General features: G+C 51.7%; 21 protein-coding genes. 10 read left to right on the top strand and 11 right to left on the bottom strand.

The annotated features are described in order from the left end of the window. Position 1 precedes the first annotated feature (1 nt). The 4 genes from nuoC to lrhA form a co-directional block, all read right to left on the bottom strand. Positions 2-1,804 carry an NADH-quinone oxidoreductase subunit C/D gene (gene nuoC, locus OGV80_RS21740; RefSeq protein WP_075145879.1) on the bottom strand — a complete coding sequence of 601 codons (1,803 nt, stop codon included), beginning with the start codon at positions 1,802-1,804 and terminating at the stop codon, positions 2-4. Positions 1,805-1,889: 85 nt separating this feature from the next. Next, positions 1,890-2,552, bottom strand: coding sequence for an NADH-quinone oxidoreductase subunit NuoB (gene nuoB, locus OGV80_RS21735; protein ID WP_003028075.1), 663 nt, complete (start codon positions 2,550-2,552; stop codon positions 1,890-1,892). Positions 2,553-2,567: 15 nt separating this feature from the next. After that, positions 2,568-3,011: an NADH-quinone oxidoreductase subunit NuoA gene (gene nuoA, locus OGV80_RS21730; protein WP_003028077.1), complete on the bottom strand. Its 444-nt coding sequence runs from the start codon at positions 3,009-3,011 to the stop codon at positions 2,568-2,570. 627 nt (positions 3,012-3,638) lie between these two features. Then, positions 3,639-4,577 carry a transcriptional regulator LrhA gene (gene lrhA / locus OGV80_RS21725; protein WP_016153838.1) on the bottom strand — a complete coding sequence of 313 codons (939 nt, stop codon included), beginning with the start codon at positions 4,575-4,577 and terminating at the stop codon, positions 3,639-3,641. 928 nt (positions 4,578-5,505) lie between these two features. Between lrhA and alaA the strand changes: the two genes are divergently transcribed. Further along, on the top strand, positions 5,506-6,723 hold the full coding sequence (gene alaA, locus OGV80_RS21720; RefSeq protein ID WP_003028082.1) for an alanine transaminase AlaA: 1,218 nt from the start codon (positions 5,506-5,508) through the stop codon (positions 6,721-6,723). A gap of 83 nt (positions 6,724-6,806) precedes the next feature. Beyond that, positions 6,807-7,406 (top strand): 5'-deoxynucleotidase, encoded by a 600-nt coding sequence (gene yfbR, locus OGV80_RS21715; protein ID WP_003028083.1) that lies wholly within the window; start codon positions 6,807-6,809, stop codon positions 7,404-7,406. A gap of 63 nt (positions 7,407-7,469) precedes the next feature. Here yfbR and OGV80_RS21710 read toward each other — a convergent pair whose 3' ends face one another. The 4 genes from OGV80_RS21710 to yfbV all read right to left on the bottom strand — a co-directional run bounded on the left by OGV80_RS21710 (position 7,470) and on the right by yfbV (position 11,083). Beyond that, positions 7,470-9,302 (bottom strand): SLC13 family permease, encoded by a 1,833-nt coding sequence (locus OGV80_RS21710; protein WP_043017051.1) that lies wholly within the window; start codon positions 9,300-9,302, stop codon positions 7,470-7,472. 77 nt (positions 9,303-9,379) lie between these two features. Then, complete coding sequence (locus tag OGV80_RS21705) at positions 9,380-10,057, bottom strand: sugar phosphatase (RefSeq protein WP_087051296.1); 678 nt, start codon at positions 10,055-10,057, stop codon at positions 9,380-9,382. After that, on the bottom strand, positions 10,050-10,544 hold the full coding sequence (locus OGV80_RS21700; RefSeq protein ID WP_003028086.1) for a YfbU family protein: 495 nt from the start codon (positions 10,542-10,544) through the stop codon (positions 10,050-10,052). Before OGV80_RS21700 ends, OGV80_RS21705 begins: the two co-directional genes overlap by 8 nt. 83 nt (positions 10,545-10,627) lie before the next feature. Next, complete coding sequence (gene yfbV / locus OGV80_RS21695; RefSeq protein ID WP_003028087.1) at positions 10,628-11,083, bottom strand: terminus macrodomain insulation protein YfbV; 456 nt, start codon at positions 11,081-11,083, stop codon at positions 10,628-10,630. Positions 11,084-11,422: 339 nt separating this feature from the next. On the opposite strand from yfbV, the gene ackA reads away from it, so the two are divergent. The 4 genes from ackA to OGV80_RS21675 all read left to right on the top strand — a co-directional run bounded on the left by ackA (position 11,423) and on the right by OGV80_RS21675 (position 17,888). Next, a complete protein-coding gene (ackA, locus tag OGV80_RS21690) occupies positions 11,423-12,625 on the top strand; it encodes an acetate kinase (protein ID WP_043017052.1) in 1,203 nt (400 codons plus the stop codon). 75 nt (positions 12,626-12,700) lie between these two features. After that, positions 12,701-14,845, top strand: coding sequence for a phosphate acetyltransferase (pta, locus tag OGV80_RS21685; protein ID WP_043017053.1), 2,145 nt, complete (start codon positions 12,701-12,703; stop codon positions 14,843-14,845). A 200-nt stretch (positions 14,846-15,045) separates the two neighbouring features. Then, positions 15,046-16,566 (top strand): putative basic amino acid antiporter YfcC, encoded by a 1,521-nt coding sequence (gene yfcC, locus OGV80_RS21680; RefSeq protein WP_047409785.1) that lies wholly within the window; start codon positions 15,046-15,048, stop codon positions 16,564-16,566. A gap of 311 nt (positions 16,567-16,877) precedes the next feature. Continuing rightward, the gene (locus tag OGV80_RS21675; protein ID WP_286515750.1) at positions 16,878-17,888 is read left to right on the top strand and encodes a fimbrial protein; all 1,011 of its coding nucleotides are present in this window, start codon (positions 16,878-16,880) and stop codon (positions 17,886-17,888) included. Between the two features lie 50 nt (positions 17,889-17,938). Here OGV80_RS21675 and yfcD read toward each other — a convergent pair whose 3' ends face one another. The 3 genes from yfcD to yfcF are packed head-to-tail and all read right to left on the bottom strand — an operon-like array spanning position 17,939 to position 19,792. Then, positions 17,939-18,484 (bottom strand): NUDIX hydrolase YfcD, encoded by a 546-nt coding sequence (gene yfcD, locus OGV80_RS21670; protein ID WP_043017056.1) that lies wholly within the window; start codon positions 18,482-18,484, stop codon positions 17,939-17,941. A 56-nt stretch (positions 18,485-18,540) separates the two neighbouring features. Beyond that, positions 18,541-19,092: a phosphodiesterase gene (yfcE, locus tag OGV80_RS21665; RefSeq protein WP_181634523.1), complete on the bottom strand. Its 552-nt coding sequence runs from the start codon at positions 19,090-19,092 to the stop codon at positions 18,541-18,543. Positions 19,093-19,147: 55 nt separating this feature from the next. Then, on the bottom strand, positions 19,148-19,792 hold the full coding sequence (yfcF, locus tag OGV80_RS21660) for a glutathione transferase (RefSeq protein WP_199994354.1): 645 nt from the start codon (positions 19,790-19,792) through the stop codon (positions 19,148-19,150). A gap of 134 nt (positions 19,793-19,926) precedes the next feature. Between yfcF and yfcG the strand changes: the two genes are divergently transcribed. The 4 genes from yfcG (at position 19,927) to OGV80_RS21640 (ending at position 22,479) form a co-directional block, all read left to right on the top strand. Then, positions 19,927-20,562 (top strand): GSH-dependent disulfide bond oxidoreductase, encoded by a 636-nt coding sequence (gene yfcG / locus OGV80_RS21655; protein WP_047413416.1) that lies wholly within the window; start codon positions 19,927-19,929, stop codon positions 20,560-20,562. 54 nt (positions 20,563-20,616) lie between these two features. Continuing rightward, complete coding sequence (folX, locus tag OGV80_RS21650) at positions 20,617-20,979, top strand: dihydroneopterin triphosphate 2'-epimerase (protein WP_043017059.1); 363 nt, start codon at positions 20,617-20,619, stop codon at positions 20,977-20,979. A 19-nt stretch (positions 20,980-20,998) separates the two neighbouring features. Then, positions 20,999-21,892 carry a TIGR01777 family oxidoreductase gene (locus tag OGV80_RS21645; RefSeq protein WP_286515748.1) on the top strand — a complete coding sequence of 298 codons (894 nt, stop codon included), beginning with the start codon at positions 20,999-21,001 and terminating at the stop codon, positions 21,890-21,892. A 71-nt stretch (positions 21,893-21,963) separates the two neighbouring features. Next, positions 21,964-22,479: a GNAT family N-acetyltransferase gene (locus tag OGV80_RS21640; RefSeq protein ID WP_286515747.1), complete on the top strand. Its 516-nt coding sequence runs from the start codon at positions 21,964-21,966 to the stop codon at positions 22,477-22,479. Positions 22,480-22,487 lie beyond the last annotated feature (8 nt).

Raw genomic sequence — 22,487 nt, 5'->3', positions numbered from 1 at the left:
ATTAGCGGTCCACATCTGACATAACAAAATCGATACTACCCAGATGGACGATCAGGTCGGACACCAGGCTGCCACGTACCGCTACCGGGATCTGCTGCAGGTGCGCATAGCTCGGGGTACGGATACGGGTACGATAACTCATGGTGCTGCCATCGCTGGTCAGGTAGTAACTGTTGATACCCTTGGTCGCTTCCACCATCTGGAAGGACTCGTTTGCCGGCATAACCGGTCCCCACGAAACCTGCAGGAAGTGGGTGATCAGGGTTTCGATATGTTGCAGCGTGCGCTCTTTCGGCGGCGGCGTCGTCAGCGGGTGATCCGCTTTGAACGGGCCTTCCGGCATGTTATTGAGGCACTGCTCAAGGATGCGCAGACTCTGGCGCAGCTCTTCAACTTTCAGCATCACGCGGGTATAGCAGTCGGACACACCGCCGCCAACCGGAACTTCAAAGTCAAAGTTTTCGTAGCCAGAGTACGGACGCGCTTTACGCACGTCGAAATCAATACCAGTCGCGCGCAGCGCAGCACCGGTACAGCCCCAGTCCAGCGCTTCTTTCTTGCCGTAAGCGGCAACGCCCTGCGAACGGCCTTTCAGGATGGTGTTACGCAGCGCCGCTTTCTCGTAGGAATCCAGACGTTTTGGCATCCAGTCGAGGAAGTCACGCAGCAGCTTGTCCCAACCGCGCGGCAGATCGTGCGCCACGCCGCCGATACGGAACCAGGCCGGGTGCATACGGAAACCGGTGATCGCTTCCACGACGTCATAGATTTTCTGACGGTCGGTAAAGGCGAAGAATACCGGAGTCATTGCGCCGACGTCCTGAATGAACGTGGAGATATACAGCAGGTGGCTGTTGATACGGAACAGTTCAGACAACATCACGCGAATCACGTTAACGCGATCCGGCGTGGTGATACCAGCCAGTTTCTCAACGGCCAGTACATAAGGCATTTCGTTAACGCAGCCGCCGAGGTACTCGATACGGTCAGTGTACGGAATATAGCTGTGCCAGGACTGACGTTCACCCATCTTTTCAGCGCCACGGTGGTGGTAGCCGATGTCAGGCACGCAGTCGACGATTTCTTCGCCATCAAGCTGCAGCACAATACGGAACGCACCGTGAGAAGATGGGTGGTTAGGACCGAGGTTGAGGAACATGAAGTCCTCGTTTTCGGTACTACGCTTCATGCCCCAGTCTTCTGGTTTGAAGGTCAGCGCTTCCATTTCCAGATCCTGCTTGGCTTTGGTCAGCTCAAACGGATCGAATTCGGTCGCACGCGCCGGGTAGTCTTTACGCAGCGGATGTCCTTCCCATGTAGACGGCATCAACAGACGCGTCAGGTGCGGGTGGCCTTCGATATCGATGCCAAACATTTCCCAGGTTTCACGCTCATACCAGTTGGCGTTCGGGAACAGTTTGGTGAAAGTCGGTACGCGCAGATCGTTTTCAGACAATGCCACCTTGAGCATGATATCGCGATTGCGTTCAATGGAGATCAGGTGATAGAAAACGGAAAAATCCGCGGCAGGTAACCCTTCGCGGTGCGTACGCAGACGTTCGTCCATGCCGTGTAAGTCAAACAGCATGACGTAAGGTTTCGGCAGTCTCTTTAAGAAATCGCCAACTTCCAGTAGTTGTTCACGCTTGACCCAAACAACGGGTACCCCGGTGCGAGTCGCCTGAACGGTAAAGGCATCCGGCCCAAAACGGTTGCGCAGTTCGCCAATGACCGGGTCATCAAGGTGATCCCGTGTTTGCCATGCGGCGTCTTGCGCGGTTAAGTCGGTCATATTGTTCACCATTGCAAATGGTCCGTGGTGGTCGGCAGTGCTTCGCGCTATTTATGTAGTGATAAGCGAAGGAAGTGCTGCTGCCGACAGGCGCAAATTAAATCTCGTCTGGTGTACGAAGATTCGTTACAGCGATACGTTCGCCGCGTTTACGCTCGCGTTCTGACTGCATATTGGCGCGATAAACGCCCTGATCGCCAACCACCCAGGAGAGCGGACGGCGTTCTTTGCCAATCGAATCTTGCAGCAGCATCAGAGCCTGCATATACGCTTCCGGACGCGGCGGACATCCCGGGATGTACACATCAACCGGAATAAATTTATCAACGCCCTGCACCACAGAATAGATGTCGTACATACCGCCGGAGTTGGCGCATGCGCCCATGGAGATAACCCATTTCGGTTCCAGCATCTGATCGTAGAGGCGCTGAATAACCGGTGCCATTTTGGTAAAGCAGGTTCCGGCTACCACCATCAGGTCAGCCTGACGCGGCGATGCACGCAGTACTTCCGCACCAAAACGGGCCACATCGTGCACGGCGGTAAACGAGGTCACCATCTCAACGTAGCAGCAGGAAAGGCCAAAGTTATATGGCCAAATTGAGTTTTTACGGCCCCAGTTAACCATGTCATGCAGCTTGCCCATGAACACGTTTTTGTTAACTTCTTGCTCCAGGGGGTCGGTTACGATCTCCTGTTTTTGCAGGGGGTAACGGTCGTTCTCACCGTTAGGATCTATGCGGGTGAGCGTATAATCCATCTTAATGCCTCGCGGTTAGCGTTGACGATTAGCGATACTGTTCGTTTCCGGGTTCATACGCTCGCGGCGTGAACGCGCGGGCGTCCAGTCCAGCGCGCCAATACGCACCAGATAAACCAGACCTGCCAGTAACACAAAAATAAAAATTGCAGCTTCCACAAAGCCAATCCAGCCGCTTTCACGGATAGAAGTTGACCATGCGAACAGATACAGCGCTTCAACGTCGAAGATAACGAAGAACATGGCTACCAGATAAAACTTGGCAGACAGGCGCAAGCGGGCGGTGCCGACCGAGTCGATACCTGATTCAAACGGCACGTTTTTAGATCTCGCGCGCGCGCGACCACCTAAAAACCAGCCGCCGACGAGCATCAGGCAGCACAGGCCAATGGCAACAATAAGAAAGATAGCGAATGCCCAGTGATGAGCGATGATTTCAGTGGATGTTGACATACTCATTGCTTACTCATCAAAAGTAGCGCCAAATTCTCTGCTCTTTTCGGCAGATGAACGCCACATCGATTCATGGGGAGGAATAAAAAAAACCTTACAATCACTGTGAAAAACCATTTTATACAGCTAATTGATGGGGTTTTTTACTCCTTTCTATAACCTTTTGTCAACTTTAACAAAAGTTTCCTCACATTATTTTACACCAATCCAACTTCATTAACATAAAGTGCTATTTAGACCAATTTCGATCGCATCATCGGTCATTTTTAACGTTGTTGAATCGTGTCCGTAGTGAAGTAAAAAAGATAATACTCGTCTATTTTGACAGGAATTCACCCAGATGCCTCCCCCTAAATGGGAGTATTTTCTTGATCTGTGACACGCTTTTGTTAATTCACCATAAAAAACAGCAACAATTTCTCTAGTTTTTTAACATGGAAACAATTAGCAATGCTGCTGATTATTTTTTAGCCTAACATCAGGCCATTTTTTTACCTTCTGATTTTGTTAAGTTTTAGTATAGCAAATGACATAAAGCGGCAATATTTGCATAAAAAAAGAGCCGCTGGATGTTCTTTCAGCATCAGCGGCTCTTTTTTACACTTACATTTTAAAACTGTTTTTTGTGACGGGTTACTCAAAGTCGCCTTCAACAATCAGCGAGTCATCTCCCCCTTCAGGGGTAAACTGATTGTATTGCCAAGGATTTTGATACGTTTGCATCGACTTAAAGATAACCTCTGCCAGCTCATTTTGCGTGGACGGATCGCAGCACAACAGATACTCAGTATCAGGCAATGGCGGCAATCCGTCGGCGGCACCCAGGACGCGCAAATCCGGACTCATCATTTCGACAGGACGCGCAGTGACGCCGAGCCCTGCTTTTACCGCCGCACGAACCGCGGGTAATGTTGAAGCGACATATGCCAGACGCCATGGGATCTGTGCGGCGTTTAATGTCGCCAGCACGATATCGCGAAACGGACTCGGATCGTCCAGCAGAACCAACGGTACCGGCTCACCCTTTTGCAGAATATATTCGGCAGCGCAGTACCAGTGTGTTGGCGAGGTACGCAGATTCAGACATTCAAAATCGCCTGGTCGGTTGGTGGTAACCACCAAATCCACTTCTTGCGACTTCAGCATATCCACCATATAAGCGTTACGCTTGACTCTCACATCCAGCGCAAGCTTCGGATAAACCGAACTTATACGGTTGAGCAGGAAAGGCAGTATGGTATCGGCGGATTCATCAGAAGCACCGATAGTTAACACTCCCTGAAGATTATTAAACATTAATGATGAGCATGCCTCATCATTAAAACGCAGTATTTTTCTGGCGTAACCCAACAGTTGTATACCATGTTCGGTCAGTAGCTTGTTGCGTCCATGGCGTGCGAACAACTCTTTCCCCACGAGTTGCTCAAGACGCTGCATTTGCTGACTCACCGCAGACTGAGTTCGACATACCGCAGCTGCCGCAGCCGCAAAGGTATTCAGGTCGGCAACAGCAACGAAGGTTCTCAGCAGATCGAGGTCGAGGTTAATTATCGGACGATTTGCATTTATCATAGTTTTTCACTTACTCGCGGGTCATACCGGGTTAATGCTGTGCATTTGGAATCAAACAACTCCATTTGTAATGTGCCTCCCTCGCAGTTTCGCTTAGTGTAACCAAGTGAAAATAAGGATGTATTTGGTTTAACAAACGAAACAATTCTCTTTCTGAGCTATTTTAATACCCGTGATATTCATCGGAATATAGCAACGAGAAAGAGCCGGATTTTTAGCTGCTGGATGATTCTGACTTATGGAAAACATGTAAATTTTGTAAATTTAAAAAAAAGTTAACGAACAATAATTTACACATTAAGAACTATCTTTTCAGTATGTTAGGAACAACCAACCAACATTTGAATTATCTTAAAATTCAGACTACTTACCATTTCATGGGACTTATCTTAACCTAAAACCACTATATTTATAAGTGTTATCGTGAATAATTCCAGGCAAATTCGTGTTATGTCCTGGCAGCAGTTTCCCTATTATTAGCCCACTCAATTTGATGCCATTTAAATATTAAATAATAATTAATTAAGAATCCCTCAATTCATTAATTATGCTTAACAATGGATTTACACCGTATCACGGACGGATCAGACCGATAACACCCCCCGCAGCTAAAACCTCAGTATTTTCGAATTGCCTCATCCAGCTTAGACGTCGGTGACATTTCGCTTTACAGCCTTAACTTTTTTTGACAAGACAAATCACCACAACCAAAGCGTCATGGCAAATCATATAACTAATAAAATACAGTTAACCAGATTATTATTCTATGATAATTGCATCATTTAGTTGTTAACAGTTAATTATAACTTCATGGCTTTTCAAAATGTTCTACTAAAGACCCTTCAAAACTCACCGCCGTGGGAGTACATTGTGCTGGGCTGACTTCCATGGCAGGGAGTGGCATTCACAGCTAAAAAGGTCAACGTTCATGTCCCCCATTGAAAAATCCAGCAAATTAGAAAACGTCTGTTATGACATTCGCGGCCCGGTTCTGAAGGAAGCAAAGCGCCTGGAAGAAGAAGGCAATAAAGTTCTGAAACTGAACATCGGCAACCCGGCGCCATTCGGGTTTGAAGCACCAGATGAAATTCTGGTGGATGTGATCCGCAATTTGCCAACAGCGCAAGGATATTGCGACTCAAAAGGTCTTTATTCCGCCCGTAAAGCGATTATGCAGCATTACCAGGCCCGTGGTATGCGCGACGTCACCGTGGAAGATATTTATATCGGTAACGGCGTTTCTGAATTAATTGTGCAGGCTATGCAGGCATTGCTGAATAGCGGGGATGAAATGCTGGTTCCTGCCCCTGATTATCCACTGTGGACGGCAGCGGTTTCGCTCTCCGGCGGTAATGCCGTTCACTACCTGTGTGACGAATCATCAGACTGGTTCCCGGACCTCGATGATATCCGCGCCAAAATTACACCGCGTACCCGCGGGATCGTCATCATCAACCCAAACAACCCAACCGGCGCTGTTTATTCTAAAGAGCTGCTGATGGAGATTGTTGAGATTGCTCGCCAGAACAACCTCATCATCTTTGCGGATGAGATTTACGACAAAATTCTCTACGATGACGCTGAACACCACTCCATCGCGGCAATGGCTCCGGACCTGCTGACCATCACCTTCAACGGCCTGTCAAAAACCTATCGCGTCGCTGGTTTCCGTCAGGGCTGGATGGTGCTGAACGGACCGAAAAAACATGCCAAAGGGTATATTGAAGGTCTTGAGATGCTGGCCTCTATGCGCTTATGTGCCAACGTTCCGGCGCAACATGCTATTCAGACCGCGCTGGGCGGATACCAGAGCATCAGCGAATTCATCATGCCTGGTGGGCGTCTGTATGAACAACGCAACCGTGCATGGGAACTGCTCAATGACATTCCCGGCGTCTCTTGCGTAAAACCGCGCGGCGCACTGTATATGTTCCCGAAAATTGATGCTAAACGCTTCAACATTCATGACGACCAGAAGATGGTGCTCGACTTCCTGCTGCAGGAGAAAGTCCTGCTGGTGCAGGGAACGGCGTTCAACTGGCCGTGGCCGGATCATTTCCGCATCGTTACGCTGCCGCGAATTGATGATATCGAAATGTCGTTGAGTAAATTTGAGCGTTTCCTGTCGGGTTATCGCCAGCTGTAACCCCGCAAAGTGCTACCGGGTTTGCATCCGGTAGCACTCTCTGCGCAAAATACCGTTACTGAAGTCACTGAGTAAGGGTCGTTATGAAGCAGAGCCACTTTTTTGCCCACCTCTCCCGTCTGAAACTCATTAATCGCTGGCCGCTGATGCGCAATGTGCGCACCGAAAACGTGTCTGAACACAGTCTGCAGGTTGCCATGGTTGCTCATGCGCTGGCCGCGATCAAAAACCGTAAATTTGGTGGTCAGGTGAATGCTGAGCGTATTGCCCTACTGGCGATGTATCACGATGCGTCAGAGGTGTTGACCGGCGATCTCCCTACCCCGGTGAAATACTTCAACTCGCAGATTGCCCAGGAATATAAAGCGATAGAGAAAATTGCCCAGCAAAAGCTGGTCGATATGGTTCCTGATGAACTGCGCGATATTTTTGCGCCTCTCATTGATGAACATGCCTTGAGTGAAGAAGAGAGATCGATTGTTAAACAGGCCGATGCCCTGTGCGCATATCTGAAGTGTCTGGAGGAACTCTCCGCCGGTAACAACGAGTTTCTGCTGGCTAAAACGCGTCTGGAAAAAACGCTGGAATCGCGACGCAGCGAGGAGATGGACTACTTTATGGACGTATTCGTCCCGAGCTTTCACCTCTCATTAGATGAAATAAGCCAGGATTCACCATTGTAAGTTTGCACCGACATTACCTTGATATGCCGGACAGGATGTTAGCCTCCATCCGGCATATAAAAATCAAAACGGGAACAGCATCGGGATCATCACCACGCACACCACCATCACAATGATGGTAAACGGCACGCCAATCTTCACAAAATCGCTAAAACTGTAGTTGCCAGGCCCGAGCACCAGCGTGTTTACCGGCGAAGAAACCGGCGTCATAAAGGCCGCGGATGCCGCCATCGCAATCACCATCGCAAAAGGATAAGGCGAAACACCCATCGACTTTGCTGCCGCCAGCGCGATTGGCGCCATCAGCACCGCCGTCGCGGTGTTGGAGATAAATAACCCGATGGTCGCGCACAGCACGAACAGGCAGCCCAGCATCATATACGGACCATACCCACCGCCGACGTCCATCAGCCCTTTCACCACCAGATCGACACCGCCGGTTTTTTGTAAGGCCAGCGCGAAGGGCATCATCCCGACAATCAAAATAATGCTCGGCCAGTGAATCGCTTTATAGGCGCTTTCGGCATCGATACAACGAAATTTCCCCATCAGCAGACAGGCGATGATCGCGGCAACCGTATTGGGAATTTCATCAGTGAGCATCAGGGCGACCATCAGCACCAGGCAGAAAATCGCATGCGGCGCCTGGCTGTGCGCCGGAGAAGCTTCACTGACTTCCACGGGCATATTCAGCACCACAAAATCGCGCCCTTTTTGTCCAAGCAGCGTGATAAGCTTCCAGTTTCCCACCACTAAAATGATATCGCCCATCAACAGCGGCTCATCAACCACTGCTCCGGCCAGCGCTGTACCATCACGCTTCAGCCCAACGACATTCAGCCCGTAACGCGTACGAAAAGCGATTTCCCGTACCGTTTTGCCGATCAATTCCGACTCAGGGATCAGAGAGATTTCGGCCATCCCCACGTCAAGCGCCTGCTCGGAGAAGTATTCGCCGCGCAGTACCATCGGCTCCAGCAGTTGCTCACTGCAAAACTCTCGCAGATCGACATCCGCTGCAGACATATCAATCAGCAGCACGTCACGGGCGCGAAACTCAGAAACCCCGTTTACGTCAACGATCACGCGACGAAAGCGACGCCAGCGCTCCACGCCAATCACGTTTGCCCCGTAGCGCTCACGCAGTTTCAGGTCGTCCAGACGCTGGCCTATCATAGGAGAACCCGGACGAATCGCCAGGCGACGCGCGCGCCCGGTCAGGCGATATTCTTTAATCAGATCGCGAAAGGTCCGGCGTTTCCAGCCGTCTCCCGGCTGGCCGGAATCTTCCCCCTTGAGCATAAAGCGCATCAGCAGCATATAAATTATGCCAAGCACCAGGACCACCAGCCCCATCGGGGTAACGCTAAAAAAACTGAAACCGTTAAGTCCTTCGCGCAACAATTCACTGTTGACGACCAGGTTGGGCGGCGTCGCCACCAGCGTCATCATGCCGCTGATTAGTCCTGCAAAACTCAGTGGCATCATCAGGCGTGAAGGGGAAATTTCCATGCGCATGGAAACGCTTAGGACCACCGGAATAAAGATGGCGACCACGCCGGTCGAACTCATAAACGCACCAAGCCCGGCGACGGTAATCATCAGCAACACCAGCATTTTGACTTCACTGCTGCCAGCCACCTTCACCAGCCAGGCTCCCATTACCGTCGCCACCCCAGTACGCACCAGGCCATCGCCGATAATGAATAAAGCCGCTATCAAAATAACGTTAGGATCGCTGAATCCGGAAAAGGCTTCTGTGATGCTCAATGTTCCGCTGAGAACAAAGGCAATAATGACCAGCAAAGCGACCGCATCCATACGCACTCTGCCAGTTGCAAACAAAACGACGGCAATCGCCAGCAATGAGAGAACCCATATCAATTCACCGTTCACAACATATCCTTGTTAAATGAGAGGGATGAGTCGATTCTGCCATAAAAAAGCCCCAGCAATCTGGGGCTAAATCATGATCAGGTATTTCTTACCACGACCACATTTCCGTTGGGTTGTTTGGTCACAGAAATATGTTCCAGACTGGTCAGCGAAAAATCGACCTCATCCAGACGCGGCGTATCCGCAGGCGCGTTGACCGCTATCACATGACACCCTGCAGCCAGTCCTGAGAGCACTCCGGCAGGCGCATCTTCCACCACCGCGCATTCCTGTGGCGCAAGACCCAGAAGCTGCGCGCCGAGCAGATAGGCGTCTGGCTCTGGCTTCCCTCTTTTTACCCGCTCGGCGGTGACAAACACTTCAGGAGCAGGAAGCCCCGCGACACGGTGGCGCGCCCGCGCGACAGGCATAGATCCAGAGGTCACAATCGCCCATGGAATACCCGCTTTATTGAGGTGGTTGAGTAAATCAACCGCCCCCGGCAGCGCGGTGATCCCAGCGGTTTCCGTCGCTTCGATCTGCTCCAGGCGGGTGAATTCCGCGGCGATCTCAGCCTCAGATTTTCCCACCATAAAGTGTCGCAGGGAGGTAATGGCCTGCTTGCCATGAATAAAGCCGAGCACCTCGGCATGATCGAGGCCAAAACGATCGGCCCAGTTGCACCACGCGCGTTCTACCGCGGGTAAGGAATCGACCAGTGTTCCATCCAGATCAAACAGAAAACCTTTGCACTGCACGCTCGCCCCCTCAGGCATTAATGATTTGGTTAATTTCATTCGCGCTCAGGTGATACTGGCGCGGGCAAGAGTGCCAGACATTCAGCATACGCTGATATTTTTCCCACATCGGGGTCTGGGCGTTGAAGCCATGCGTACCTGCATCGAAGTGGGTATAACGACCTTCCACATTAACCATAAAACGAACGTACCCGAGGAAACGGGCTTCCGTTGCGGCGTCAAAACCGAGGAAGGTCACGCGACGCTCATCAATAGCCTGCGCGTCTTTAAGGTTAGTCCAGGACACATGTAATGCGTGATACATCTCCATAATATCGATAATCGTACGACAGGTTTCTTCCGTCAGCTCACCAAACTCACGATCCAGCTCGCGCATCTGCAAGCCGTAACCGCGTTCAATAATCGTCTGCAAACGACGATAACGCTCGGCGTTAGTGGGATCGAGCATAGTCATCATTTTGTACTGATTCGACAAAATCAGACGTTGAGCGTTGGTCATTTCCATTTGGGACTCCTGTATCACTGCTACTGCGATGAAAAAAAAGAAGGCATCTTGTGCCTTCTTTTATATGCGTAATCAGGGGTCAATTACAAATCATCGAGGAAAGTTTTATCCAGTTGTTTGAAGGCGCGCTTAAGCGTGTCAGCCAGCGCCTGGTAATCAGGCTTTCCTTCTACCGGTGAGAGCGCCTGCCCGGCCTCTTGCAATTTACCCCGAACTTCGTAGAACCAGTTGAGTATTGAAGGCGGCAGCGGCGTTACAGAACGTTTACCCAGCCACCACATGCCCTGCATCGGCAGGCTGAGCGCAAACAGCGCAGTCGCCACGGCCGGTCCCAACTGCCCGCCGAGCGCAATTTGCCAGCATAAGGTGAAGACAGCGATGGGTGGCATAAAACGGATTGCGTAACGCGTCATGCGAATCACGCGGTTCTCAACAAACACGGGCGCGAGGCGCTTTTCCATTGGCCACGTCTTCGCATAGTGCTGCCCCCGGCGAAACAAGCTAAAAAAATTGACGGAACGATTATCCGGTGTCGACATGGCGGTTACCTCAACTTCACATATAAAAATTAAAAAAATTGTGCAAAACAACAACTACAAGGGACATCGTTCAAAACATTTTGTCTTTGATACCCACATTCAGGTATCCTGTGCCGGCCTGTAAGGCCTTTAGTCCAAAATCATTGAGTCGTCAAATTGGCATATAGTATGCCATTGCCTGAAAAATACGCAAAATGACATAGACTCAAAGGTATTTATTCCATCGTGCCCAAAAAGACAATGGCGCATGATGTTAATCATAAACGTCGGTGTCATCATGCGCTACGCTCTATGACTCCCTGACGTTTTTTTAGCCACGTATCATAAATAGGTACTTCCATGTCGAGTAAGTTAGTACTGGTTCTGAACTGCGGTAGCTCCTCACTGAAATTTGCCATCATCGATGCAGTAAACGGTGAAGAATACCTCTCTGGTTTAGCCGAATGTTTCCATCTCCCAGAAGCACGTATCAAGTGGAAAATGGACGGCGGTAAACAAGAAGCGGCTTTAGGTGCAGGCGCCGCTCACAGTGAAGCGCTGAACTTTATCGTTAACACTATTCTGGCACAAAAACCAGAATTGTCCGCGCAATTGACCGCTATTGGTCACCGTATCGTACACGGCGGCGAGAAGTACACCAGCTCCGTGGTTATCGATGATTCTGTTATCCAGGGCATCAAAGATTCCGCCTCTTTCGCACCGCTGCATAACCCGGCTCACCTGATCGGTATCGCAGAAGCGCTGAAATCCTTCCCGAATCTGAAAGACAAAAACGTAGCTGTATTCGACACCGCGTTCCATCAGACTATGCCGGAAGAGTCTTACCTCTATGCTCTGCCGTACAGCCTGTACAAAGAACACGGCGTTCGTCGTTACGGCGCGCACGGTACCAGCCACTTCTTCGTCACTCAGGAAGCGGCAAAAGTGCTGAACAAACCGGTTGATGAGCTGAACATCATCACTTGCCACCTGGGCAACGGCGGTTCTGTATCTGCTATCCGTAACGGTAAATGTGTTGATACCTCCATGGGTCTGACCCCGCTGGAAGGTCTGGTGATGGGTACGCGTTCCGGTGACATCGACCCGGCGATCATCTTCCACCTGCACGATACCCTGGGCATGAGCGTTGACCAGATCAACAAAATGCTGACCAAAGAGTCCGGCCTGCTGGGTCTGACCGAAGTCACCAGCGACTGCCGTTATGTTGAAGATAACTACGCCACTAAAGAAGACGCTAAACGTGCAATGGACGTTTACTGCCACCGTCTGGCGAAATACATCGGTGCTTACACCGCGCTGATGGATGGTCGTCTGGATGCCGTTGTCTTCACCGGTGGTATCGGTGAAAACGCAGCGATGGTTCGTGAACTGTCTCTGGGCAAACTGGGCGTTCTGGGCTTTGACGTTGACCACGAACGTAACCTGGCCGCACGTTTCGGCAAATCTGGTTTCATCAACAAAGAAGGTACCCGTCCTGCGCTGGTTATCCCAACCAACGAAGAACTGGTTATCGCGCAAGACGCGAGCCGCCTGACTGCCTGATTTCACACCGCCAGCCTAGCTGGCGGTGCTGTTTTGTAACCCGTCTAAATTGGCGGTAACGAAAGAGGATAAACCGTGTCCCGTATTATTATGCTGATCCCTACCGGAACCAGCGTCGGTCTGACCAGCGTCAGCCTTGGCGTGATCCGCGCAATGGAACGCAAAGGCGTTCGTCTGAGCGTCTTCAAGCCGATCGCTCAACCGCGTGCCGGTGGCGATGCGCCAGACCAGACTACCAGCATCGTCCGTGCTAACTCTTCTCTGCCAGCCGCTGAGCCGCTGAAGATGAGCCACGTTGAGTCTCTGCTGTCCAGCAATCAGAAAGATGTGCTGATGGAAGAGATCATCGCGAACTACCACGCGAACACCAAAGACGCTGAAGTTGTACTGGTTGAAGGCCTGGTCCCAACCCGTAAACATCAGTTCGCACAGTCTCTGAACTACGAAATCGCAAAAACGCTGAACGCGGAAATCGTCTTCGTGATGTCTCAGGGCACCGATACCCCGGAACAGCTGAACGAGCGTATTGAACTGACTCGCAGCAGCTTCGGCGGCGCGAAAAACACCAACATCACCGGCGTAATCGTTAACAAACTGAACGCACCGGTTGATGAGCAGGGCCGTACTCGCCCGGATCTGTCCGAGATTTTCGACGACTCTTCCAAAGCGAAAGTGATCAAAGTTGATCCGGCCAAACTGCAAGAATCCAGCCCGCTGCCGGTTCTGGGCGCGGTGCCATGGAGCTTCGATCTGATTGCTACTCGTGCAATCGATATGGCGCGTCACCTGAACGCCACCATCGTTAACGAAGGCGATATCAATACCCGTCGCGTGAAGTCTGTGACTTTCTGCGCACGTAGCATCCCGCACATGCTGGAGCACTTCCGCGCAGGCTCCCTGCTGGTAACTTCCGCAGATCGTCCTGACGTGCTGGTTGCAGCATGCCTGGCGGCCATGAACGGCGTAGAAATCGGCGCCCTGCTGCTGACTGGCGGCTATGAAATGGACGCGCGCATCACTAAGCTGTGCGAACGTGCATTTGAAACCGGCCTGCCGGTATTCATGGTGAATACCAACACCTGGCAGACCTCTCTGAGCCTGCAGAGCTTCAACCTGGAAGTTCCGGTTGACGATCACGAGCGCATTGAGAAAGTTCAGGAATACGTTGCTAACTACATCAACGCTGACTGGATTGAATCCCTGACCGCGACCTCTGAGCGCAGCCGTCGTCTGTCTCCGCCGGCGTTCCGTTATCAGTTGACTGAGCTGGCACGTAAAGCTGGCAAGCGCGTTGTTCTGCCTGAAGGCGACGAACCGCGTACCGTTAAAGCGGCGGCTATCTGTGCCGAACGTGGTATCGCAACCTGCGTACTGCTGGGTAACCCGGATGAGATCACTCGTGTTGCGGCCTCTCAGGGTGTTGAACTGGGCGCTGGCGTAGAAATCGTTGATCCAGATGTGGTTCGCGAAAGCTACGTTGCTCGTCTGGTCGAACTGCGTAAAAACAAAGGTATGACCGAAACCGTTGCCCGCGAACAGCTGGAAGACAACGTGGTTCTCGGTACCCTGATGCTGGAGCAGGACGACGTTGACGGCCTGGTTTCTGGTGCAGTTCACACCACCGCAAACACCATTCGTCCGCCGCTGCAGCTGATCAAAACTGCGCCGGGTAGCTCCCTGGTGTCTTCCGTGTTCTTCATGCTGCTGCCGGAACAGGTTTACGTTTACGGCGACTGCGCGATCAACCCGGATCCGACCGCAGAGCAGTTGGCAGAAATCGCGATTCAGTCCGCAGAATCCGCTATTGCCTTCGGTATCGAACCGCGCGTAGCGATGCTCTCCTACTCCACCGGCACCTCTGGTGCAGGTAGCGATGTAGAGAAAGTGCGTGAAGCGACTCGTCTGGCGCAGGAAAAACGTCCTGACCTGATGATCGATGGTCCGCTGCAGTATGACGCCGCTGTTATGGCTGACGTAGCAAAATCCAAAGCACCGAACTCTCCGGTTGCAGGTCGCGCTACCGTGTTCATCTTCCCGGATCTGAACACCGGTAACACCACCTACAAAGCGGTACAGCGTTCTGCCGACCTGATCTCCATCGGGCCGATGCTGCAGGGTATGCGCAAGCCGGTGAACGACCTGTCTCGTGGCGCGCTGGTAGACGATATCGTCTACACCATCGCTCTGACCGCGATCCAGTCTTCCCAACAGCAGCAGTAATCTGCCGCGTGTGCCGGATGTCTTATCCGGCAATACCTGTGCTTATCAAACCGGAAATAGATGATATTTCCGGTTTTTTTATCTCTGTTTTTCCCTGTGGCGTATTCTGAAACATTTGTCAGGATGCGCTGCATCAATGAATAACTATTCTCCTGTTTGCATACTTACTCTCTTTTGCATTGCAACAGGGATAGTCTTTCATGTCAGCAGTAACAGAATCACAGCCAGCCAGAAAATGGGCGATGCCCGATACGCTGGTGATTATTTTTTTCGTCGCCATTTTAACCAGTCTGGCGACATGGGTTGTTCCCGTCGGGATGTTCGACAGTCAGGAAGTGCAGTATCAGGTTGATGGACAAACCAAAACCCGTAAGGTGGTCGACCCCCACTCTTTTCGAATTCTGACCAACGACGCGGGTGAAGAGCAGTATCACCGGGTGCAGTTTTTCACCACCGGTGATGAACGCCCGGGCCTGATGAATTTTCCATTTGAAGGGTTAACCTCCGGATCGAAATTCGGCACCGCCGTCGGCATTATTATGTTTATGCTGGTGATTGGCGGCGCATTCGGCATCGTTATGCGTACCGGAACCATCGATAACGGCATCCTGGCGCTGATCCGCCATACGCGCGGGAACGAAGTCCTGTTTATCCCGGTGCTGTTTATTCTTTTCTCGTTAGGCGGCGCGGTGTTTGGCATGGGGGAAGAGGCCGTCGCCTTTGCCATTATCATTGCTCCGCTGATGGTGCGCCTGGGTTACGACAGTATCACCACCGTGCTGGTTACCTATATCGCGACTCAGATTGGCTTTGCCAGCTCGTGGATGAACCCGTTCTGCGTGGTGGTCGCGCAGGGTATTGCGGGCGTGCCGGTGCTCTCTGGTTCCGGTCTGCGCATCGTGGTGTGGGTCATTGCCACGATGATTGGCCTGACCTTCACGCTGGCCTACGCGGCGCGCATCAAAAAGAATCCGCTATTGTCCCGGGTTCATGAGTCCGACCGCTTCTTTCGCGAGCAGCAGGACGAGGTTGTGGAAAGACGCTTCACGCTCGGCGACTGGCTGGTGCTGCTGGTGCTGACAGCGGTGATGATTTGGGTGGTCTGGGGCGTTATCGTCAACGCGTGGTTTATTCCGGAAATCGCCAGCCAGTTCTTCACCATGGGGCTGGTGATTGGCATTATCGGCGTGGTCTTTCGGCTCAACGGCATGACGGTCAACGTCATGGCCTCCTCGTTTACCGAGGGGGCGCGCATGATGATTGCCCCTGCTCTGCTGGTCGGTTTTGCTAAAGGCATATTACTGCTGGTCGGCAACGGTGAGGCGGGCGAAGCCAGCGTGCTAAACACCCTGCTAAACAGCATTGCCAACGGCATTAGCGGGCTGGATAACGCCATCGCAGCGTGGTTTATGCTGCTGTTCCAGGCGGTGTTTAATTTTTTTGTGACTTCCGGCTCTGGTCAGGCCGCGTTGACCATGCCGTTATTAGCGCCATTGGGCGATCTGGTTGGCGTAAACCGTCAGGTCACCGTGCTGGCCTTCCAGTTTGGCGACGGCTTCAGTCATATTATCTATCCAACGTCGGCATCGCTGATGGCAACGTTAGGCGTTTGCCGGGTGGATTTTCGAAACTGGCTGAAGGTTGGCGCCACGCTGTTGGGACTGCTGTTTATTATGTCCAGCGTGGTGGTGATCGGCGCACAGATAATGGGTTACCATTAATTTAATTTTTATCTATATTTAATATCGGAAGCATTCGTCACGCTTCCGATATTTATCATTGCTTAATAAAACAACCTCGCTAATAACATTATAAAATACAATCATCGGTATGTATTAAATTAAAGTATTCACAAAAATTATATTTATAAAATCATAAAATAAGACTTCATCAATAGATTTTTGAAAAACCGCCATGTTACCCTACTCTCTCAATTCACTCTTATAAAAACATCATGACGCGAAATACACTTATTATGCTAATGCTGCTTATCGCCCCTTTACGTGCGGTATGGGCAGCAGGCTGTACGTTTATGATTGGCAATACCTCCGACCAAAATGCCACCATTGATGCAGATATCAATATCGCCGCCAGCGGACAAAGCTATTTGCCGAGTACCGCTGACGTTCTGGTAAAAACCAATAGCACCGGGATTTCCTACTGGGGGAAAAACGAAAATAAACAAAGCATTAAAGTTATTTTTACGCGCGTTGACAACGTATCCTACCCGATGGACCCTAACAACAATAAAGGTTCATTAGTCGATAAATCCATTCCCGGTCTCTACTTTACCCTAGCCGCAAATTTAACGCCGCCTGCTGGCTACTGGACCGGCTGGGAAAAAATGCCCATCTATATGTCCAACGACAGTAGCGTGAACCAGACTGAACCTGCAAGCGTTTGGGGTTGTGCAAACAACTCAAGCGCACAGTTGCTGATGAATGCCACCGCGACCTTTACGCTGACATTCTACACCACCGCCGAGTTTGACCCGGCCCAGGCAGCCGGCAAGCAGGTATTTGCCACCCGACAAAAAGTAGGCGAAGTGACCAACAGTTCCACCGCCGGAGGGCAAATTGATGTTTATTTAAACGGACCGGTAACCATTACTACCGCCGGGTGCGGCGCATTTAAAGCAGAAGAAGTCGTCAATCTGGGGCAGACAACGGTGGAGGACTTATATGCCTGGGACACAGTTAATGAAACGCCCTTTTCAATAAAGCTGCAAAACTGCTACGGCAACCCGAGTCTGGTGATAAATCTTTCCAGCAACCAGGTAAAAGATAATAAGCTGGTCAATACCAGCGGCAGCGCCAAGGGTGTTGGCGTGGGATTAGGTTATATACTGACATCTAGCGGAGCAGATTACCTTTCTGGCTTAGATTTGACGAAAGCAGTGACGCTTGACTCCCGGTATTTAAATTATGACGCATCGGGCAACGGAACATTAAATCTATCTGCCCACCTTGCGATTATCGAAAGAAGCGCCTTAACCGGAGGAACGGTTAATATTCCGACGGTCATCACTCTGACTCATCCGTAATAAATATCGCTACCGCAACGAGTTTTAGCGTTGCGGTAACGGTTAACGTCTTATTCCGTTTCTTCTTCTTTCAGCGATTCATTCTTGGCGTTGCGGGTCATCCACAGCGCCAAGGCTTTCAGTGAGTCCGGCGTGAACTCGTCGCAGCGCGCGGTAATTTCTTCCGGCGTCAGCCAGCAAACTTCACTCACTTCTTCTTCCTGAAGCGCAAACGGCCCGTGGGAGACACAGCTAAACAGCCCGCCCCACACGCGACAGTTCTGGTCTTCAAAATAAAACTGCCCATGCTCGGCAAACGGCACACCCGCAATCCCCAGTTCCTCTTCCGCTTCACGGCGCGCTGAGTCCAGTAACTGCTCGTCAGCCTGCACGACACCGCCTGCGGTGGCATCCAGCATGCCGGGCAAAAAATCTTTTGTCTCAGTGCGACGCTGAACCAGAATTTTGCCCATACCATCGTGCACAACGATATACGTCGCACGATGGCGTAAGCGTTGCGCCCGCATTTGTTCCCGGCTGGATTGTGCAATGACTTCGTTGTCTTCATTCACAATATCCACCCATTCCGTACTTGCCAAACGACGCTGTTCCACCATCAGGAAACCTTCTTTTTTCTGGCGCTCTTACGGCGCGTTTATGTTTGTGGGGTAAATTACGGATTAATCTCGACCTGTGCAATAACACTTTGATCATTGAGTGCCATTACGCTGAGAACATTATCATCCAGAATCCCGTAACTTGCCGCAAAGCCCCCTTTCGGGATGCTTACCGAGCCGGGATTGAAGTGGTAAACATCCCCCTGCAGCTCAGCGACCGGCAGATGAGTATGCCCGTAAACCAGCACATCTCCTGCGTTGAGCGCCGGCATATTTTGCGGACCAAAAAGATGCCCGTGCGTCAAAAAGAGCCGCTGATTTTCGGTCAGAATTTGCTGCCACGGCGCGGTCATCGGAAAATGCAGGAGCATCTGATCCACTTCGCTGTCGCAGTTGCCACGCACCGCGATAATTCGCGCGGCCTGCTCATTCAGCCGCTCTGCAACCTGCGCTGGCGCATAGCCCTGGGGTAGCGCATTACGCGGCCCATGGTTTAAAACATCACCCAATATCACCAGCCATTGCGCACCGCTTGCGCTAAACAGTTCGAGTACGCGTTCCGTGGCTGGCAACGAACCATGAATGTCCGATGCGAACATCAGTTTCATCACTCACTCCTCGTTGAAAATTACCTTGTAATGATACTGGATTACGCCCCGTTTTTCAGCAGGAACGCTTTGCCGAAAGCGCGATAAAACGCTGGACAGAAGCGCGCTGCCACTGGAAGGCGGCGTATTCTGCAAGCGCCTGCGGAACCTCATCGCCGTTAAGGACCAGACGATTAAGCATTAGCGCTAAATCGCAGTCAGCGATACACCATTCGCCAAATAAATTCTGCTTACCGTGGCTCAGTAAACTGCTCGCAGTAGCGAACAGTTTTTCCGCACTGGCTTTTCCCGCGTCGCTTAATGGCCCCTTCTTCACGCCAGCAAAAACCACATCCGTTGATCGTTCTTCACGGATAGGCATTAGATCGCTGCGGATCCACGCCTGAACCTGACGCGCCCGCGCGCGCTTTTGCACATCGTGTGGGTAAATACGCTCCCACTGCGGTGGCGCAAAGCGCTCTTCCAGGAACTCAGTAATCGCTGATGATTCGCTCAGCTCAAAACCGTCGATTTCAAGAACCGGCACGCGGCGCGTCAACGCATAGCCTTGCCATGAAGGTTGCAAGTGTTCACCGCTGTTGAGATCAACGGTTCTCAGCGTAAAAGGCAGCCCTTTCTCTTGCAGAGCGACATAAACAGACAGCACGTAAGGGGAGAAAAAATTGGCATCTGACCACAGCGTAATTGCAGATTTGCTCATAATGTCCTCTGAAGTGTATTGGCTTGCCTTCAAAATATAGAGTCTTTCTCTCGCTGTCACTTGATGAAAACTCACGCACGCCAACAGGCTCTATACTTGTTATGACCCGGTTCATGACAAAACGGACGCTGAAAATGATCGATCTCTATTACACGCCATCGCCAAACGGTCACAAAATCACGCTTTTCCTTGAAGAGGCGCAGCTGCAATACCGTCTGATTCATGTCGATATCAGTAAAGGCAGCCAGTTTCGCCCTGACTTTCTGCAGATCTCGCCGAACAATAAAATCCCGGCCATTATCGACAGCGCCCCGGCGGACGGAGGAAGACCTATCAGCCTGTTTGAGTCCGGAGAAATTTTGCTCTATCTGGCGGAAAAGAGCGGTAAGCTGCTGAGCGGTGAGTTGCGTGAGCGCCACACCACGCTGCAGTGGCTGTTCTGGCAGGTCAGCGGGCTGGGCCCCATGCTGGGCCAGAATCATCATTTCAGCCACTACGCCCCACAAACGATTCCCTACGCCATTGAAAGATACCAGGTAGAAACCCAGCGCCTGTACAACGTGATGAATAAACGCCTGGAAACGTCCCCCTGGCTGGGAGGAGATCACTACAGCATTGCCGACATTGCCTGCTGGCCGTGGATCCACGCCCATCAGCGTCAGCGCATCGACCTCGACAACTATCCGGCGGTTAATAACTGGCACGAACGCATCCGTACGCGTCCCGCTACGGAACGCGCCATGCAGCAAGCACAGAGTGAGAAGCGGTGACGCGAATCGGTTCTCGTGTATCATGCAAAGGTTCATACATGGAGGAAACCTGCAATGTCACAACCTGACGCTATTATTCGTATAAAAAACCTTCGTCTGCGCACCTTTATCGGCATCAAAGAAGAGGAGATCCTTAACCGCCAGGATATCGTCATCAACATTGCCATTCACTATCCGGCAGACAAAGCCCGTGCCAGCGAAGATATCAACGACGCGCTGAATTATCGCACTATCACCAAGAGCATCATTGCCCACGTGGAAGGTAACCGCTTCTCATTATTGGAAAAATTAACTCAAGATGTGCTCGATATCGCACGCGAACATCACTGGGTCACTTATGCTGAAGTGGAGATAGATAAACTTCACGCATTGCGTTACGCCGACTCAGTGTCTATGACGCTGAGCTGGCAGCGCTAAACGTAACCCGGGAGGCGACATGCAGATTCTGATTACCGGCGGTACTGGCCTGATTGGACGTCATCTGATCCCCCGCCTGCTGGAACTGGGGCATCAGATAACCGTAGTGACACGTTCCCCTGATAAGGCGCGTCAGATCCTCGGCTCCCGGGTCACGCTGTCCAAAGGCCTGGCTGAGCGGCAAAACCTCAATGATGTTGATGCCGTGATTAACCTTGCCGGAGAGCCTATCGCAGATAAGCGCTGGAGCGCACAGCAAAAGGAACGCCTGTGCCAGAGCCGTTGGGGTATTACGCAGAAGCTGGTCGATTTAATCAATGCCAGCGAGACGCCGCCCGCGGTGCTCATTTCCGGTTCCGCTACCGGTTACTACGGTGATTTGGGCGAAGTTGTGGTCACGGAAGAAGAGCCGCCGCATAACGAATTTACCCACAAGCTGTGCGCCCGCTGGGAGCAAATTGCCAGCACTGCGCAGAGCGATAAAACTCGCGTGTGTATGCTGCGTACCGGCGTGGTACTGGCCTCTGCTGGCGGTATTCTGGCAAAAATGGTCCCGCCGTTTCGTCTTGGCTTAGGCGGCCCCATTGGCAACGGACGGCAGTATATGGCCTGGATCCATGTTGATGATATGGTCAACGGAATTATCTGGCTGCTGAATAACGATCTGCGCGGTCCCTTCAATATGGTTTCACCCTATCCGGTACACAATGAGCAGTTTGCCCATGCGCTGGGCCACGCGCTGAACCGCCCTGCCATTCTGCGCGTTCCCGCCAGCGTAATGCGTCTACTGATGGGTGAGTCTTCAGTGCTGGTTCTCGGCGGGCAGCGGGCGTTGCCAAAACGCCTGGAAGCGTCTGGTTTCGCCTTTCGTTGGTACGATTTAGAAGAAGCGCTGGCGGATGTCATTCGATAACCCTTAAGCGCTATTCACAGTCGCCGTTGCGGTGGTAAGGTTATAGACCAGATATCCGCAATGGCGACGTTATGGCGATAATTTCGACTCCCCGACTTACCCTCTCTTTGTTTCAGTTTTCTGACTGGTCATTTTTCCAGAGACTACGTGAATGTCCTGACGTCATGCGTTATATGGGCGATATCGCCCCAGCGAAAGATACGCGTCTGTTATTCGCCAGACGCCTTGCCGCACAGCACACTTTCGTCATCCGCGAGCATAACAACCCCACGCCGCTCGGCGATATTGGCCTGCAAATCAGTCACCTGTACCCGCACGAGGCCGACCTCGGCTACGCCATTATGCCGCAGGCTCAGGGGAAAGGTATTGCCAGCGAAGCCGTACGCGCGGTGTGCCAGTATGCCTTCGAGCAGACATCCGTCACGGCGATAAATGCTTACGCACTTGCGGAGAATAAGAGCTCAGTGCGGATTCTGGAAAAAACGGGCTTTGTGCGTACGCAGGTGCTGGAAAAAGCATATGAGATTGACGGCATCGCCTACGACGACTGGGTGTTTCGGCTGGAGCGCGACGCGCTAAAATTGTAAGCCCGGAA

This window comes from Citrobacter sp. Ce119, from assembly GCF_030334525.1.
GTDB classification, from domain to species: Bacteria; Pseudomonadota; Gammaproteobacteria; order Enterobacterales; family Enterobacteriaceae; genus Citrobacter; species Citrobacter europaeus.
The sequence above is the reverse complement of the archived record's forward strand: the minus strand, read 5'-3'. Positions and strand labels throughout refer to the sequence as shown.

Excerpts from the sequence above, each read along its gene's own strand:
- nuoC (WP_075145879.1), bottom strand. The coding sequence starts at position 1,804 with ATGGTGAACAATATGACCGACTTAACCGCGCAAGACGCCGCATGGCAA.
- nuoB (WP_003028075.1), bottom strand. The coding sequence starts at position 2,552 with ATGGATTATACGCTCACCCGCATAGATCCTAACGGTGAGAACGACCGT.
- nuoA (WP_003028077.1), bottom strand. The coding sequence starts at position 3,011 with ATGAGTATGTCAACATCCACTGAAATCATCGCTCATCACTGGGCATTC.
- lrhA (WP_016153838.1), bottom strand. The coding sequence starts at position 4,577 with ATGATAAATGCAAATCGTCCGATAATTAACCTCGACCTCGATCTGCTG.
- alaA (WP_003028082.1), top strand. The coding sequence starts at position 5,506 with ATGTCCCCCATTGAAAAATCCAGCAAATTAGAAAACGTCTGTTATGAC.
- yfbR (WP_003028083.1), top strand. The coding sequence starts at position 6,807 with ATGAAGCAGAGCCACTTTTTTGCCCACCTCTCCCGTCTGAAACTCATT.
- OGV80_RS21705 (WP_087051296.1), bottom strand. The coding sequence starts at position 10,057 with ATGCCTGAGGGGGCGAGCGTGCAGTGCAAAGGTTTTCTGTTTGATCTG.
- OGV80_RS21700 (WP_003028086.1), bottom strand. The coding sequence starts at position 10,544 with ATGGAAATGACCAACGCTCAACGTCTGATTTTGTCGAATCAGTACAAA.
- yfbV (WP_003028087.1), bottom strand. The coding sequence starts at position 11,083 with ATGTCGACACCGGATAATCGTTCCGTCAATTTTTTTAGCTTGTTTCGC.
- ackA (WP_043017052.1), top strand. The coding sequence starts at position 11,423 with ATGTCGAGTAAGTTAGTACTGGTTCTGAACTGCGGTAGCTCCTCACTG.
- yfcC (WP_047409785.1), top strand. The coding sequence starts at position 15,046 with ATGTCAGCAGTAACAGAATCACAGCCAGCCAGAAAATGGGCGATGCCC.
- OGV80_RS21675 (WP_286515750.1), top strand. The coding sequence starts at position 16,878 with ATGATTGGCAATACCTCCGACCAAAATGCCACCATTGATGCAGATATC.
- yfcD (WP_043017056.1), bottom strand. The coding sequence starts at position 18,484 with ATGGTGGAACAGCGTCGTTTGGCAAGTACGGAATGGGTGGATATTGTG.
- yfcE (WP_181634523.1), bottom strand. The coding sequence starts at position 19,092 with ATGAAACTGATGTTCGCATCGGACATTCATGGTTCGTTGCCAGCCACG.
- yfcF (WP_199994354.1), bottom strand. The coding sequence starts at position 19,792 with ATGAGCAAATCTGCAATTACGCTGTGGTCAGATGCCAATTTTTTCTCC.
- yfcG (WP_047413416.1), top strand. The coding sequence starts at position 19,927 with ATGATCGATCTCTATTACACGCCATCGCCAAACGGTCACAAAATCACG.
- folX (WP_043017059.1), top strand. The coding sequence starts at position 20,617 with ATGTCACAACCTGACGCTATTATTCGTATAAAAAACCTTCGTCTGCGC.
- OGV80_RS21645 (WP_286515748.1), top strand. The coding sequence starts at position 20,999 with ATGCAGATTCTGATTACCGGCGGTACTGGCCTGATTGGACGTCATCTG.
- OGV80_RS21640 (WP_286515747.1), top strand. The coding sequence starts at position 21,964 with ATGGCGATAATTTCGACTCCCCGACTTACCCTCTCTTTGTTTCAGTTT.